This is a genomic window from Neisseria brasiliensis (genome assembly GCF_009671065.1).
GTDB classification, from domain to species: domain Bacteria; phylum Pseudomonadota; class Gammaproteobacteria; order Burkholderiales; family Neisseriaceae; genus Neisseria; species Neisseria brasiliensis.
The window spans coordinates 836,017-850,534 of record NZ_CP046027.1; the positions used below are offsets into that span (position 1 = coordinate 836,017).

Sequence of the window (14,518 nt, forward strand, 5' to 3'; positions counted from 1 at the left end):
AGAATATCACCCCCTCCCCTGACGCCCGCCCATCAAGACACCAGTTTTGTTTCCATCATGATAAAAGTTTCCCACTTGCATTCTCAGGCCGTCTGAAAGCTTTCCTTAAACATGCTATAGTTCAGCGTTTCATCATTCTTTTTTCAGACGGCCTCATATGTCCGATTTCAGCCTTTATCTGATTGCCACCGCGCTGGCCGCTTTATTGCTAGGCGCGCTGATGGCATGGCTTTTTACCCGTCATGCCGCGCAAGCGCAGCAGTTTGCGCTGCGCCAACAGCTTGCCGAACGCACGCAGCAGCATGAGTTTGCCACGCAAGCGCTTACCCACACCGAAGCCGAACTGGCCGACAGCCGCCGCGAAATTCAAGATTTGCACACTGAAACCCAAGAGCTGCACAGCCGCTTTGCCGCCGCCTGCCAGCAAATCGAATATTTGCAGCAGCGCGAAGACGAAGCAGGCCGTCTGAAGCAGGATTATCAGGATTTGCAGCAAACCGTGCAAAACCTGCAAATCCGCAATGAGCGGCTCTACACCCAAATCGAGCAGGAACGCCAAGCCGCCGACGACAAGCTTCTGCTGCTGACCGAAGCGCGCCAAAGCCTGAGCGATCAGTTTCACAACCTTGCCAACCAAATTCTGGAAGAAAAAAGCCGCCGCTTTACCGAGCAAAACCGCGAGCATTTAGACCAACTGCTGCACCCGCTTAATGAGCGCATCCACGGCTTCAGCGAGCTGGTGCAAAACACCTACGAAAAAGAAGCTCGCGAGCGCCTGACCCTGGAAAACGAGCTTAAACGTTTGCAAAGCCTCAATGCCCAGCTTCACCACGATGCCAAAGCCCTGACCGACGCGCTCACCGGAACGCAAAACAAAACGCAGGGCAACTGGGGCGAAATGATTTTGGAAACGGTGCTGGAAAATTCCGGTCTGCAAAAAGGGCGCGAATACATCATCCAAGCCGCCACCACACGCACAGAAGAAGACGGCAGCACCCGCCGCCTGCAGCCCGATGTGTTAATCAATCTGCCCGACAACAAACAAATCGTCATTGACGCCAAAGTCTCGCTCACCGCCTACACGCGCTATGTGCAGGCGCAGCAGCCCGAGGAAGCCGCACGCGAACTGGCCGCCCACACCGCCAGCATCCGCACCCACATCAAAGCCTTGTCGCGCAAGGATTACACCGATTTGGAAGGCGTGAACACGCTGGATTTTGTGTTTATGTTTATCCCGGTCGAACCGGCCTACCTGCTCGCGCTGCAACATGATGGTAATTTGTTTCAAGAATGCTTCGACAAACGCATCATGCTGGTCGGCCCCAGCACCCTGCTCGCCACCTTACGCACCGTCGCCAATATCTGGCGCAACGAACAGCAAAACCAAAACGCGCTGGCGATTGCCGAAGAAGGCGGCAAGCTGTATGACAAATTTGTCGGCTTTGTTACCACTTTAGACGGTGTGGGCAAAAACCTCGAGCAAGCGAAAAACCAATTTCAGACGGCCTACAAACAGCTCACCGAAGGCCGCGGCAACTTGGTCAACCGCGCCGAGAAATTGCGTCTGCTCGGTGTGAAAGCAGGCAAGCAGTTGGATAAACGCTTGGTGGACAATGCGCAGGATAATTTGCTGGGAGAGTAAAGAATATAAAACGCCGAATAAAGAAAGGCCGTCTGAAACCCAATCAGGTTTCAGACGGCCTTGAACATTACTTTAGCGCAGATTAATCGTGACCGATTTCAATTTGCTGTTGTTGGTAGCGCACATTAGGCGACAAGATGATTTTGTCGTCAACTTTGCCGATGGCTTTTTCATCTTTGCCCGGATAATCCAAGCTGTGCAAGAAATGGCGGATACAGTTCAGACGCGCGCGTTTTTTGTCGTCGGAACGGATAATCGTCCATGGCGCATCACCGGTGTGCGTGTGGAAGAACATGGCGTCTTTGGCTTCGGTGTAGTCGTCCCAACGGTCGAGCGATTGGATGTCCACCGGTGAGAGTTTCCAGTGTTTCAGTGGGTCATCGCGGCGGGAAATGAAGCGGCGCAATTGTTCTTCGCGGCTCACGGAGAACCAAAACTTAAACAAATGGATCCCACTGGCCACCAGCATGCGCTCGAATTCAGGCGCTTGGCGCATAAACAGCAGATATTCGTTTGGCTCGCAAAAGCCCATCACCCGCTCGACACCGGCGCGGTTGTACCATGAGCGGTCGAAAAAAACAATTTCACCGGCAGTCGGCAGGTTGGTGATGTAACGCTGGAAATACCATTGGCCGCGTTCGGTGGTAGTTGGTTTTTCCAAAGCCACCACACGTGCGCCACGCGGATTTAAGTGTTCCATAAAGCGTTTGATGGTGCCGCCCTTACCTGCGGCATCACGGCCTTCAAACAGGCAGACAATGCGCTGGCCGGATTCTTTGACCCAGCTTTGCACTTTCAGCAATTCGATTTGCAGCTTTTTCTTTTCGCGCTCATACACGGCACGGCGCATGCGTTGGCGGTAAGGATAGCTTTCCGGCAAAGGCGCGGAATTGGAATCTTCTGAGGTCACTTGGCCTTCGTATTCCAATACGGTTTTCTCAAAAACTTCCAATTTATCTTCCGCTACATCGGTTTTGACTTCTTCAAAAGGTTGCAATTGTGTTTCTGTCATCTTAACTCCTATCATGGAAAAGGTTTTTTAGTGGTATGATTTCTTTTCACGCTTATTTTAACGCGTTTCCACGCCTTCAGCCTACATAATCTTACAAATTTATGAAGCGTCGGTTTTCCTCTGCTAATTTATGTAAATTTAGTGTATAATCAATTCACTTATCTGTTGTCATCATGTCTTTTTTCGCACTTCTCGACGATGCCGTTTCCGGTCGGGCAAAACTCTATCAAAATCATCAACAAAGCCATTTTTTATCCGCGCACCAGCTCGATACGCTGGATGATATTTTGCAGCAAGGTTGGCAAAACGGCTGGTTTGCGCTGTTGTGTGCAGACTACGCTTTCGGCTTGCCATTATTAAACCTGCCTGCCGAACACAGCGGCTGCTTAGCCGTGCATTGGTTTGCCAACTGCGAAGCGGTAGATGCACCAGCATGGCTCGACACGCATTCAGACGGCCTATTCTGCGGCATCAGCACGCCGCAAAATAATGTTTCTAAAACCGATTATCTGCACGCCATCAGCGAGATTCACGAAGCCATCCGCCGTGGCGACACTTATCAAATCAACTATACCACCCGCCTGCATTTCGACACCTACGGCAACCCGATTGACTTATACCGCCGCTTGCGTCAGCCCGTGCCTTATGCCGCCTTATGCCACCTGCCCGATTCAGACGGCCTCGATATGTGGACTTTGTGTTTTTCGCCCGAGCTTTTTCTCAACATCGCTTCAGACGGCCTCATCACCACCGAACCGATGAAAGGCACGGCGCCGATTTTAAACGACGGCCACGATGCGCAACGCGCCGCCGAATTACGCAACGACCCAAAAAACCGCGCTGAAAACATCATGATTGTCGATTTATTGCGCAACGATTTGGGCAAAATCGCACAAACCGGCTCCGTGTGTGTACCGGAGCCGTTCAAGGTATCGCAGTTTGGCAGCGTGTGGCAGATGACCAGCGCGATTGAAGCACAAGCGCAGCCGCACACCCGCGCCGCCGATATTTTCCACGCTGCCTTTCCCTGCGGCTCGATTACCGGTGCGCCCAAACGCATGAGCATGAGTCTCATCAATCAGCTTGAAACCGCACCACGCGGCTTATACACCGGCAGCATCGGTTTTCTCAATCCTTGCGGCAGCGGCTTGGGCTTTGAAGGCGTGTTGAACGTAGTGATCCGCACATTGACACTCAGGCCGTCTGAAAATCAAACATCCGCTGCTAATTTTCACGCCGAATACGGTGTCGGCTCGGGGATTGTCATCGACAGCCAAGCCGAAGCGGAATGGGCGGAATGCGGCTGGAAAGCGCGTTTTCTCACCGATTTGCGGCCGGATTTCGGTATTTTTGAAACACTGCGCATCGAGCAAAACCAATGCGCTTTATTGGCACGGCATTTAGGCCGTCTGAATGCATCGGCGCAAGCCTTGAATCTGCCTTTAAATGCGGATTTTGCCGCACAAATCCATGATTATCTGGCGCAGATGCCGTCTGAAACGCAGCGTTTGAAAATCGCGCTACTGCCTGAAAACAAGGGCGAACTGGTGTTTACGCACGCGCCATTGGCCGAACTGGCCGGCAGGCAGTCGGTCATCATCAGCGATGATGTTTTACCAAATCGCGATGCCCTGCGCCGCTTCAAAACCACCCGCCGCGAGTGTTTCGACCACGCATGGCAACACGCTGCCGAACAAGGCGCATTTGATGCACTGTTTTTCAATTCAGACGGCCTGTTGCTCGAAGGTGGCCGCAGCAATGTGTTTATCAAAATCGACGGCGAGTGGCATACCCCTGCTTTGGATTTATCTATTCTCAACGGCGTGATGCGACAGGAAGTGTTAGACCATCCGCAGCAGTATCTGCACACGGACAAAGTGCTTGAGAGCCACATCACGCGCGATATGCTGCACCGCGCCGAAAGAATTTGCTTGAGCAATGCTTTACGTGGTGTGTTTGACGTGGATTTAACATAACACAAGGCCGTCTGAAATATTTCAGACGGCCTTGCTCTTAACGGCTTTTAATTACGCCGCATTATTTTCTACACCGGCAGGCTTGTTGGTGGTTTTAATCAACAAGGTCAGGAAGGCGGCAATCGCCAAGAATACGCCGGCAAAAGTCATGGCGTTGGCCGGATTTGAGCCCAAGAAGGTGTCGTAAATCCAACCGAAAGTCACGGTTTCGATCAGCATTGGGATCACGATCATCATGTTCACAATACCCATATACACGCCGTAACGCTCTTTCGGAATCGCATGCACCACAATCATAAACGGCACACCCATCATCGACGCCCAACCGATACCGAAACCGATCATCGGGGCGAACATCAGATATTTGTTGCCGATGTGCGGAATGGCCAGCAACGCCAAGGCAGCCAATATAACGGCAAACGCATGCACGTATTTGGCGGCGTATTTTTTCGCCATCCACATCAGGCCAAAAGCGGAAATGAAGGTCACGATGTTGTAAAAACCGTTGACCAAACCGGTCCATGCCACGGCTTGTTCGTAAGCGGCTTTGTCGGCAGAAGTCGAGTTCCACACCGATTGCACGATACTGTGTGAAATGTATTGCCAGTAGATAAACAGCGCATACCATTGGAACAAGTAAACCAAAGCCAATTGCCACAAAGCAAACGGCATTTCTTTAATCGCAATAAAGATTTCGGCGATGGCAGATTGCTCTTTTTTCGCACGCAGGGCAGCCATTTCTTCGGCAGAAGGCTCGTGTTCAGGCGCAGACAACACGGTCACCAGCACCGAACCAATCGAACACACGGCACCAATATAGAACGAACCGAATACCCAGTAAGGAATGCCAGCTTCAGAAGTCTGCTGTAACCAGCCGATTTGCTGGAAGATATACAGCGACACGTTGGCCAAGGTAATACCCAAACCGGTAAACACAGATTGCATCAAGAAACCGCTGGCTTGTTGGTGCTCCGGCACGGTATCGGCGATGAAGGCGCGGAACGGTTCCATCGCGGTATTATTGGAAATGTCCAACAGCCACAACAGCAAAACAGCCACCCACAACGCGGTCACGTGCGGATAAATAAACAGACACAAGCTACAACCGATTGCGCCAATCAAGAAATACGGACGACGGCGACCCGCAAACCGCGCGTACGCAGAATACCGTACACCCGCACCGCCATTTCATCATTGCCGCAGCAAATCACCGTCGGCGGCTGCGGCAACGCCAATAATTTCACAATCGCCGCCACCAAAGGCGCACTGTCATAATCAAAATCGGCATAGCCGGTCTGCACCAAATCGGCATCAAACGCGATACCGGCATCGGCCAAAGCGCGGCGGTAGCCGGCCACACGCAAAGGTGTGGCTTCAATACCCGGCTGCAAGGTCACATACGCAATACGGCTGTGCCCGTGGCGGATGATCTGGCGCACCAAATCATATCGTCCTTGTTCATCATCAGGCAAAACCGACGGCGTGCCGATTTTATCGAAGCAATTCACCAACACAATCGGGCAGGCATGGCTGACATCGGGCAGCACCACTTCCTGATGATATTGCGCCACATACAAAATGCCTTCGGCGCGGTGTTCCATAAAGGTACGGATTAAAGGTTCAATATCGGCTCGGTTGTCGATGTCAGCAATCATCAAGGTTTTGCCTTGTGCCCGTATGCTTTGCTGAATGCCTTTCATCAAAAACACATCGGGCAAACCATGAATGCGGTTAGCCTCACCCACCCGCGAAATCGCGCCGGTAATCAGCCCCACAATCCCCGAACGGCTGGAGCGCATCACTCTGGCCGCTGATGACGGGATGTAACCCAAGGCCGCAATGGCCGTTTCCACTTTGGCACGCGTTTTGTCGCTGACCGGCGCATCACCGTTAATCACCCGGCTGACCGTCTTCGGCGACACCCCCGCCCGAACGGCAACATCGTAAATTGTAGCCATCTTACGACTTCCGAACCTGATTTATTTCAATAATATTACGCAGAATAGCACAGCGGACATCGATGTCATAACACTCTTTAACAAAACATTGACAGGAATCAAGCAACAACCCCATTTTTACGCATGTTGTTTCAATATTTTTGCTTTTTAAAAGACCAAGTTACCCACCTTTTAAAATTTTGTTACACTACAAGCCACTACACACGCACAATCATTGCGTTTTAAAAAGGCTTTTACCTGATTTCATCAAAATGAATCCGATTATCACAATTTTGCAACAATCCCCGCCTATGATTTGTTAACATAGTATAATTTTATTTTCAGACGGCAATTCAATGAGCTAAATAAATCGCTTTAGCCTGAATTGATTAAAGTTTGAGTAGATTTGTCCCTGCCGTTATTTAGCCGAAGGATAAAATATGACGTTCTCCGAAGCATGGCAACAGCTTGCCGAGCATCAACAGGCCACCGCCAACATCCACATGCGCGACCAATTTGCCGAAGATGTGCAGCGTTTTGACAACATGCACGAAACCTTACACGGCTTGTTATTCGATTACAGCAAAAACCGCGTTAACGACGAAACACTTGTTCTTTTATGTCAACTGGCTGAAGCCGCCAAGCTGCCCGAAGCCATGCAGGCCATGCAGCGCGGCGACAAAATCAACACCAGCGAACAACGCGCCGCCCTACACACTGCCTTAAGGTCGTCTGAAAACGCTGCGCCGATTATGGTTGACGGTGAAAACATCATCCCCAAGCTCCATCACGAACTTGACCGCGCCTTGGCCTTTGCCGAGAGCATCATCAGCGGCAACCACACCGGCATCACCGGCAAACGCATCACCGATTTCGTCCACATCGGCATCGGCGGCTCGGATTTGGGCCCGCAAATGTGCGCGCAATCGCTGTATGACTACCGCAAAAACGTGCGCGTACATTTCATCAGCAATTCCGACGATGCCGACATCGCGCAAAAGCTGGAACAACTCAATCCCGAAACCACCGTCTTCAGCATCGCCAGCAAATCCTTCGGTACCCCCGAAACCCTGCTCAACGCTCATGCCGCGCGCCAATGGTATAAAGCCGCCGGCTTGCCTGAATCGGGCATTGCACGCCATTTCTGCGCCATTTCAAGCGATGTCGCCGCTGCTGAAAACTTCGGCATTCCGGCCGAACGCGTATTTGCTATGTTCGACTGGGTCGGCGGCCGCTATTCCGTGTGGTCAACCATCGGCCTGCCTTTGATGGTGGCGGTGGGTGAAACACGTTTCCGCGAATTTTTAAGCGGCGCCCACGCCATGGACGAACATTTCTTCAACGCCCCATTGCGCCACAATATTCCCGTATTGATGGCCTTGCTGCATGTTTGGTACAACAATTTTTACGGTTCAGACGGCCACACCGCCGTGCCGTACAGCCACAACATGCGCCGCTTCCCCGCATGGCTCAACCAATTGGACATGGAAAGCTGCGGTAAAAGCCGCACCATTGATGGTGAAAAAGTCGGCCACAAAACCGGCGGCATCGTGTTCGGCGAAGAAGGCGTCAACTGCCAGCATGCCTATTTCCAACTGCTGCACCAAGGCACGCGCCTGATTCCGGTTGATTTCATCGTGCCGATGACCACGCCGCACCAAGTCGGCCGCCAACACCGCTTCACCGTTGCCAATGCTTTTGCCCAAGCCGAAGCGCTGATGAAGGGCAAAACGCTGGAAGAAGCGCGCGCCGAATTGGCTGACCTACCCGAAGCCGAACGCGAAGCACTCGCGCCGCACAAAGAATTCCCGGGCAACCGCCCAAGCAACAGCTTTTTGATTGACCGCCTGACACCGTTTAACTTAGGCATGCTGATGGCCGCTTACGAACACCGCACCTTTGCCGAAGGTGTGATTTGGGGGATTAACCCGTTCGACCAATGGGGCGTGGAATACGGTAAAGTGCTGGCAAAAAACATCGAGCCTGAATTGAAGCAAAACGATGATTTGGCGCACGACAGCTCGACGAATGGTTTGATTCGCTTTTACCGCAAGTGTCAACAAAGCTGATTCTTTGAGCCCTTTGTAAAACTCCATAGCCAACAACAACCAAAGCTGCCGTCATTCCCGCGTAGGCGGGAATCCATCTTAATATTTAAGAAACTTTTTTATTCAATAGATTGCTTCACTCAAAAATGGATTCCCGCCTACGCGGGAATGACGACACTTATGTGTGTTCTGGCATTCGAATGAACTTTGCAAAGCTCTCTCGTTGTTTAAGCACAAACTATATAAAAGGCCGTCTGAAAGAAAATCTTTCAGACGGCCTTTTTATTCATGTGTCAAATCAACGCTGATTACACACCGCGCAACAATTCGTTCACGCTGGTTTTGGCGCGGGTTTGCGCGTCCACTTTTTTCACAATCACGGCGCAATACAGGCTGTGGCTGCCGTCGGCAGAAGGCATGCTGCCTGATACCACTACTGAGCCGGCAGGTACGCGGCCTTGGTAGATTTCGCCGGTTTCACGATCCAAGATTTTGGTTGATTGACCGATGAACACGCCCATAGAAATCACGCTGCCTTCTTCTACAATCACGCCTTCAACGATTTCAGAACGCGCACCGATGAAGCAGTTGTCTTCAATGATGGTTGGATTGGCTTGCAACGGCTCCAATACGCCGCCAATGCCCACGCCGCCTGACAAGTGCACGTTTTTACCGATTTGCGCGCAAGAACCGACAGTCGCCCAAGTGTCCACCATCGCGCCTTCATCAACATACGCGCCGATGTTTACATATGATGGCATCAACACCACATTTTTGCCCACGAAGCTGCCGCGACGCGCTACGGCACCCGGCACCGCGCGGAAACCGGCAGCTTGGAATTCTTCTTCAGACCAGTCGGCGAATTTGGTCGGCACTTTATCGAAATATTTGTTCACACCGTCATTCAACACTTCGTTGTCTTGGATGCGGAAAGACAGCAACACGGCTTTTTTCGCCCATTCGTTGACTTTCCATTTGCCCACGCTCTCGCGCTCGGCCACGCGCAATTCGCCTGAATCCAATTGGCGCAGGGTTTCCAATACGGCTTCTTTGACTTCAGGGGTCACTCTGGTCGGGGTGATGTCGGCGCGGTTTTCAAACGCGGTTTCGATGATGTTTTGCAATGACATGTTGATTCCTTGTTAAGTGGGGGTTGAGGCCGTCTGAACGCATAACATGGTTTCAGACGGCCAGTTGCAATGTTCTAACGCATTATTTTGCCATGTAAACGCGCTTTCGTCAGCTATTAGCGTGATTAGGCCGTCTGAAAAGTGTGTGGCGTTCTCATCATTCAAAGCGTCGTCCGCACCACTTCACAACCAATGGGCTTCGGCAACGGCATGGCGTTTAGCCTGTGTAAGGCCGTCTGAAAATCATGAAATTCGATTTGCTCCGAACCAAAGCGCGCCAAGTGTGCGGTGTCTTGCTGGCAGTCAATCAATGCAATGCCTCGTTCCGCCAAATAAGGCACGGCACAGGCAAAGGCGATTTTGGACGCATCAGGCGCCAAGGCAAACATGGATTCGCCGTAAAACACGCGCCCGATTTGCACGCCGTAAAAGCCGCCCGCCAGTTTCAGACGGCCTTGTTCGTCGGGATACCAACATTCAAACGAATGCGCGTGACCAATGTCGTGCAAACGTGCATAGGCCGTCTGAAACTCGGGCGCAATCCATGTGCCGCTTTGCTCCGGTCGCGACACGGCGGCGCAATGGCCGACTACGGCGGCAAAATCTTGGTTCACGCTCACCACATAAGGCTTGTTGCGCAAGGTTTTGGCTAAGGATTTGCCGATGTGGATTTTTTCGGGAAACAACACCGTGCGCGGTGCGGTAGCGAACCAGTAAAACAACCCATTTTCAGAAAACCACGGAAAAATGCCGCCGCGATAAGCCGACAGCAAACGCCCCTCGTCCAAATCCGCGCTCACGCCGACCAAGCCGTCGCAATGCGCCAACGCGTAATCGGGATTGGGAAAGCGGTAATCTTGTGGGGGTAGAAAGGGAATGTTCATTTTGCTTAGGCTGAGACCTTTGCAAAATCCCCATCTTTGGCACATTTCTTCGTTATGCGCTGCTCGAAAGCTTGCCTATCTTTGTGATATGTCTGCGCTTTCTGTGCTGCTCTAACTTCGAACTGCACTCAAACCTGGGGTTTTGCAAAGGTCTCAGGTTTAAAAAATTTCAGACGGCCTCACATCATGATGAGGCCGTCTGAATATTAATATGACGATTAGCGTTTGTTTTTAGCTTGGCAATCCGCGCAGATGCCATACATATACAGAGCATGGTCAACAATGCGGTAGCCGTTTTCTTCGGCGATTTTGTCTTGCAAGGCTTCGATTTCTGCATTGTGGAATTCGGTTACCACGCCGCATTTTACGCAGACGATGTGGTCATGGTGGTCGCCTTTATCCAATTCATAAACCGCTTTGCCGGTTTCAAAATGGTGGCGTTGCAAAATGCCCGCTTGCTCAAATTGGGTCAACACGCGGTAAATCGTAGCCACGCCGATTTCAATGCCTTCGTCCAGCAAAATGCGGTACACGTCTTCGGCACTCAAATGCTCTTCGGCATGCGTTTCAAACAAGTCTAAGATTTTCAAGCGCGGACCGGTTACTTTCAAACCGCTGTCTTTCAATTGCGCAATATTGCTGAAATTTTCCATAGTATTCAATACCCCTGTGGTCTAATAACCGTTATAATACGCACTTTTAGGCCACTTGCCCACTATGAGATTATAAAGGTTTTCAATAAACTATCTTCATTATCTCAATACGATATGGGGGCAATCTTCCTAAATTTCCACTCTGAAGATGATTATCGTTTGCTTTTTAAACTTATTCAAGCGATGATGGCATTTTCTTTATTCCGATTTCGATAGAAAGGTACACCGTGAATAAAACCTTATGTCTGGCCTTGGCCGCCCTGCTGGGTTTGGCAGCTTGTTCTGCCGAGCGCGTATCCCTTTTCCCTTCTTACAAATTACAAGTCGTACAAGGCAACGAATTGGATCCGCGTGCCGTTGTATCTTTGCAACCGGGCATGAGCCGCGACCAAGTGCAGCTGCTGTTGGGCACGCCTTTGTTGCAAGATGCTTTCCATGCCGACCGCTGGGATTACACCTTCAACACCAGCCGCAACGGCGTGATTAAAGACCAATCCAACCTGACCTTGCATTTTCAAAACAATGCCTTGGTGAAAGCGGAAGGCAACGCCATCCAAAAATCCATTGAAGCCTTGCAGGCGAAGCAAAAAGCCGCAGCCGAAGCTGCCGCCCCGGCCGCACAATAATTTTAAGGAATATTCATGACTGCATTAAAAGTGGCCATCGCCGGCGTGAACGGCCGCATGGGCAAAGTATTGGTTGAAGCGGTAAACAACCACCCTGATACCGTGTTATCCGGCGCCATCGAGCATTCCGCTTCCGAAGCCTTGGGCTTGGATGCCGGCTTTGCTTTGGGTTTGAAAACCGGCGTGACCATCACCGACGATGTAGATGCCGTGTTGGCGCAAAGCGATGTGTTAATCGACTTCACCCGCCCTGAGCCAACCTTGAAACACCTGCAAAAATGTGTGGAACAAGGTGTCAACATCATCATCGGCACCACCGGTTTTGACGATGTAGGCAAAGCAGCGATTAAAGCGGCCGGTGACAAAATCGGCGTGGTGTTCGCCGCCAACTTCAGCGTGGGCGTGAACCTGACTTTCCACATTCTCGACACCGTTGCACGTGTATTGAACGAAGGCTACGACATCGAAATCATCGAAGGCCACCACCGCCACAAAGTCGATGCCCCAAGCGGCACGGCCTTGCGTATGGGTGAAGTAATTGCCGATGCACTCGGCCGCGATCTGAAAGAATGCGCCGTGTACGGCCGCGAAGGCCACACCGGCCCACGCGATCCATCAACCATCGGTTTTGCCACCGTGCGCGCGGGCGACATCGTCGGCGACCACACCGCATTGTTCGCCACCGACGGCGAGCGTGTGGAAATCACCCACAAAGCCAGCAGCCGCATGACCTTCGCCGCCGGTGCCGTACGCGCCGCCGTGTGGGTCAGCAGCCAAAAAGGTTTGTTCGACATGCAAGATGTATTGGGCTTGCGCAACTAATTGCCATATCTTTCGAGGCCGTCTGAAACGCGAATCAAGGTTTCAGACGGCCTTTTAGTATGGATTGGCTATTGATGAGGCTTTGCGAAGACCTCAATTAAAACGAATCTTTGCATTCAGACGGCCTGCAATATGGCTGATTTTGTTACAATACCGCCTTAATTAAATCGTTAGAATCCCGTCATGACTTCATCTCAAAACAGCACGCTCAAGCAGATTTTCTCGCGTCGCATGCTGATCTGTATTTTCACCGGTTTCACCTCCGGCCTGCCGCTGTATTTTCTCATCAACCTGATTCCGGCATGGCTGCGTAGCGAACACATCGATTTGAAAACCATCGGTCTGTTTGCCTTAATCGGTTTGCCGTTTACTTGGAAATTCATTTGGTCGCCAATCATGGATGCCGTGCGCCTGCCGTTTCTCGGCCGCCGCCGTGGCTGGATGCTGGTGACGCAAATCGGCTTGCTGGCGACTTTGATGGCCTATGCCTTTTTGAATCCGCATCAGCACATGGCGATTATCATGGGTTTGTCGGTGGTGGTGGCGTTTTTCTCGGCCAGTCAGGATATTGTGTTGGATGCCTTTCGCCGCGAAATCCTGCCCGACAGCGAATTGGGCTTGGGCAATGCCATTCACGTCAACGCCTACCGCATCGCCGCTTTAGTGCCCGGCTCGCTCAGCCTGATTTTGGCCGACATGATGCCGTGGCACAATGTGTTCATCATCACCGCGCTGTTTATGATTCCGGGCTTGTTGATGACGCTGTTTTTAGCACGCGAACCGGAATTACCGCCAAGTGCGCCGCGCACCTTCAAACAAACCGTGGTCGAACCTTTCAGCGAATTTTTCACGCGTAAAGGCGTGCAACAGGCGCTGCTGGTATTGGCGTTTATTTTCCTTTATAAACTCGGCGACAGCATGGCCACCGCCTTGGCCACGCCGTTTTATCTCGACATGGGCTACAGCAAAACCGACATCGGCATCATCGCCAAAAATGCCGGCCTGTGGCCTGCGGTGATTTTCGGCATCATCGGCGGCATTTGGATGCTGAAGCTGGGCATCAACAAAGCCCTGTGGCTGTTTGGCTTGGTGCAGATTGTGACGATTTTGGGCTTTGTGTGGCTGGCCGGATTCGGCAAATTTGAAGTGGTCACCGCCACCGAACGCATTATGCTGGCCGGTGTGATTGGCGCAGAAGCCGTCGGCGTGGGCTTGGGCACAGCCGCGTTCGTGGCCTACATGGCGCGCGAAACCAACCCTGCGTTTACCGCCACACAATTGGCACTGTTCACCAGCTTGGCCGCCGTGCCACGCACGTTTATCAACGCCACCACCGGCTATCTCATCGAATGGCTGGGCTATGTGAATTTCTTCTGGCTATGTTTCTTCTTGGCCGTACCGGGTATGCTGCTGCTGTTTAAAGTCGCGCCATGGAACGGCGAACGCATCCGCGCATAAGCCGCTTCCCGTTAACAGGCCGTCTGAAAGCTGCGTTTTCAGACGGCCTGTTTTGATTGGCGCGTCTAGTCAAAACAGCAACAAAGGCAAATGCGTCCGACTGGCAATGCGGCAATCCCGAAGTCAAATACCAACAAGCAGCTTTTGTGCAATCTGCGCAAAATACCATGCCTCTGTTTTCAGACGGCCTGCACTTAAACCGCCGTCCTGCCACCCACCGCCGCCAAACCTCTTTTGCCATTCTCTTCTATATATTTAATCCCAACTGATTTTCCCGCTTTCAAACCGCTGTTCAGGCGGCCATCATCAGCCTGAACAACATGCAAGCGT

At 51.8% G+C, this 14,518-nt stretch carries 12 protein-coding genes and 1 pseudogene; 7 read left to right on the plus strand and 6 right to left on the minus strand.

Translation table 11 applies throughout. The features are described 5' to 3' along the window. The first annotated feature begins 157 nt into the window (after positions 1-157). Positions 158-1,642 carry a DNA recombination protein RmuC gene (gene rmuC / locus GJV52_RS04220; protein WP_100563802.1) on the plus strand — a complete coding sequence of 495 codons (1,485 nt, stop codon included), beginning with the start codon at positions 158-160 and terminating at the stop codon, positions 1,640-1,642. Between the two features lie 82 nt (positions 1,643-1,724). Here the strand turns inward: rmuC and ppk2 are convergent, their stop codons facing one another. Further along, entirely contained in the window at positions 1,725-2,654 is a 930-nt protein-coding gene (gene ppk2, locus GJV52_RS04225; protein ID WP_095501746.1) for a polyphosphate kinase 2, read from the minus strand. Positions 2,655-2,827: 173 nt separating this feature from the next. Here ppk2 and GJV52_RS04230 point away from each other — a divergent pair, with 173 nt between their 5' ends. Next, positions 2,828-4,630: a bifunctional chorismate-binding protein/class IV aminotransferase gene (locus GJV52_RS04230; protein ID WP_100563800.1), complete on the plus strand. Its 1,803-nt coding sequence runs from the start codon at positions 2,828-2,830 to the stop codon at positions 4,628-4,630. Between the two features lie 51 nt (positions 4,631-4,681). On the opposite strand, the pseudogene GJV52_RS04235 reads toward GJV52_RS04230, so the two are convergent. Together GJV52_RS04235 and GJV52_RS04240 are read right to left on the minus strand one after the other, a co-directional pair. Next, positions 4,682-5,773 (minus strand): annotated as a pseudogene (locus GJV52_RS04235) (MFS transporter); the annotation flags it as partial. Continuing rightward, positions 5,749-6,588 carry a LacI family DNA-binding transcriptional regulator gene (locus tag GJV52_RS04240; RefSeq protein ID WP_229439485.1) on the minus strand — a complete coding sequence of 280 codons (840 nt, stop codon included), beginning with the start codon at positions 6,586-6,588 and terminating at the stop codon, positions 5,749-5,751. The gene GJV52_RS04240 and the pseudogene GJV52_RS04235, both read right to left, overlap by 25 nt. 419 nt (positions 6,589-7,007) lie before the next feature. Here GJV52_RS04240 and pgi point away from each other — a divergent pair, with 419 nt between their 5' ends. Continuing rightward, positions 7,008-8,636, plus strand: a complete 1,629-nt coding sequence (gene pgi / locus GJV52_RS04245) for a glucose-6-phosphate isomerase (protein ID WP_095501748.1) — start codon at positions 7,008-7,010, stop codon at positions 8,634-8,636. Positions 8,637-8,923: 287 nt separating this feature from the next. On the opposite strand, the gene dapD is transcribed toward pgi, so the two are convergent. The 3 genes from dapD to fur all read right to left on the minus strand — a co-directional run bounded on the left by dapD (position 8,924) and on the right by fur (position 11,291). After that, positions 8,924-9,745: a 2,3,4,5-tetrahydropyridine-2,6-dicarboxylate N-succinyltransferase gene (gene dapD, locus GJV52_RS04250; RefSeq protein ID WP_100563798.1), complete on the minus strand. Its 822-nt coding sequence runs from the start codon at positions 9,743-9,745 to the stop codon at positions 8,924-8,926. A gap of 161 nt (positions 9,746-9,906) precedes the next feature. After that, the gene (aat, locus tag GJV52_RS04255) at positions 9,907-10,629 is read right to left on the minus strand and encodes a leucyl/phenylalanyl-tRNA--protein transferase (protein WP_100563796.1); all 723 of its coding nucleotides are present in this window, start codon (positions 10,627-10,629) and stop codon (positions 9,907-9,909) included. A 218-nt stretch (positions 10,630-10,847) separates the two neighbouring features. Continuing rightward, the gene (gene fur, locus GJV52_RS04260; RefSeq protein ID WP_304528861.1) at positions 10,848-11,291 is read right to left on the minus strand and encodes a ferric iron uptake transcriptional regulator; all 444 of its coding nucleotides are present in this window, start codon (positions 11,289-11,291) and stop codon (positions 10,848-10,850) included. A gap of 218 nt (positions 11,292-11,509) precedes the next feature. Between fur and GJV52_RS04265 the strand changes: the two genes are divergently transcribed. The 4 genes from GJV52_RS04265 to GJV52_RS04280 all read left to right on the plus strand — a co-directional run bounded on the left by GJV52_RS04265 (position 11,510) and on the right by GJV52_RS04280 (position 14,457). Next, the gene (locus GJV52_RS04265; RefSeq protein ID WP_100563794.1) at positions 11,510-11,908 is read left to right on the plus strand and encodes an outer membrane protein assembly factor BamE; all 399 of its coding nucleotides are present in this window, start codon (positions 11,510-11,512) and stop codon (positions 11,906-11,908) included. A gap of 15 nt (positions 11,909-11,923) precedes the next feature. Beyond that, the gene (gene dapB, locus GJV52_RS04270) at positions 11,924-12,730 is read left to right on the plus strand and encodes a 4-hydroxy-tetrahydrodipicolinate reductase (protein WP_100563792.1); all 807 of its coding nucleotides are present in this window, start codon (positions 11,924-11,926) and stop codon (positions 12,728-12,730) included. Positions 12,731-12,913: 183 nt separating this feature from the next. Beyond that, positions 12,914-14,188 (plus strand): AmpG family muropeptide MFS transporter, encoded by a 1,275-nt coding sequence (locus GJV52_RS04275; RefSeq protein ID WP_195690067.1) that lies wholly within the window; start codon positions 12,914-12,916, stop codon positions 14,186-14,188. A gap of 56 nt (positions 14,189-14,244) precedes the next feature. Beyond that, positions 14,245-14,457, plus strand: a complete 213-nt coding sequence (locus tag GJV52_RS04280; protein ID WP_095501755.1) for a hypothetical protein — start codon at positions 14,245-14,247, stop codon at positions 14,455-14,457. Positions 14,458-14,518 lie beyond the last annotated feature (61 nt).

Excerpts from the sequence above, each read along its gene's own strand:
- aat (WP_100563796.1), bottom strand. The coding sequence starts at position 10,629 with ATGAACATTCCCTTTCTACCCCCACAAGATTACCGCTTTCCCAATCCC.
- GJV52_RS04240 (WP_229439485.1), bottom strand. The coding sequence starts at position 6,588 with ATGGCTACAATTTACGATGTTGCCGTTCGGGCGGGGGTGTCGCCGAAG.
- dapB (WP_100563792.1), top strand. The coding sequence starts at position 11,924 with ATGACTGCATTAAAAGTGGCCATCGCCGGCGTGAACGGCCGCATGGGC.
- pgi (WP_095501748.1), top strand. The coding sequence starts at position 7,008 with ATGACGTTCTCCGAAGCATGGCAACAGCTTGCCGAGCATCAACAGGCC.
- rmuC (WP_100563802.1), top strand. The coding sequence starts at position 158 with ATGTCCGATTTCAGCCTTTATCTGATTGCCACCGCGCTGGCCGCTTTA.
- ppk2 (WP_095501746.1), bottom strand. The coding sequence starts at position 2,654 with ATGACAGAAACACAATTGCAACCTTTTGAAGAAGTCAAAACCGATGTA.
- dapD (WP_100563798.1), bottom strand. The coding sequence starts at position 9,745 with ATGTCATTGCAAAACATCATCGAAACCGCGTTTGAAAACCGCGCCGAC.
- GJV52_RS04230 (WP_100563800.1), top strand. The coding sequence starts at position 2,828 with ATGTCTTTTTTCGCACTTCTCGACGATGCCGTTTCCGGTCGGGCAAAA.
- GJV52_RS04275 (WP_195690067.1), top strand. The coding sequence starts at position 12,914 with ATGACTTCATCTCAAAACAGCACGCTCAAGCAGATTTTCTCGCGTCGC.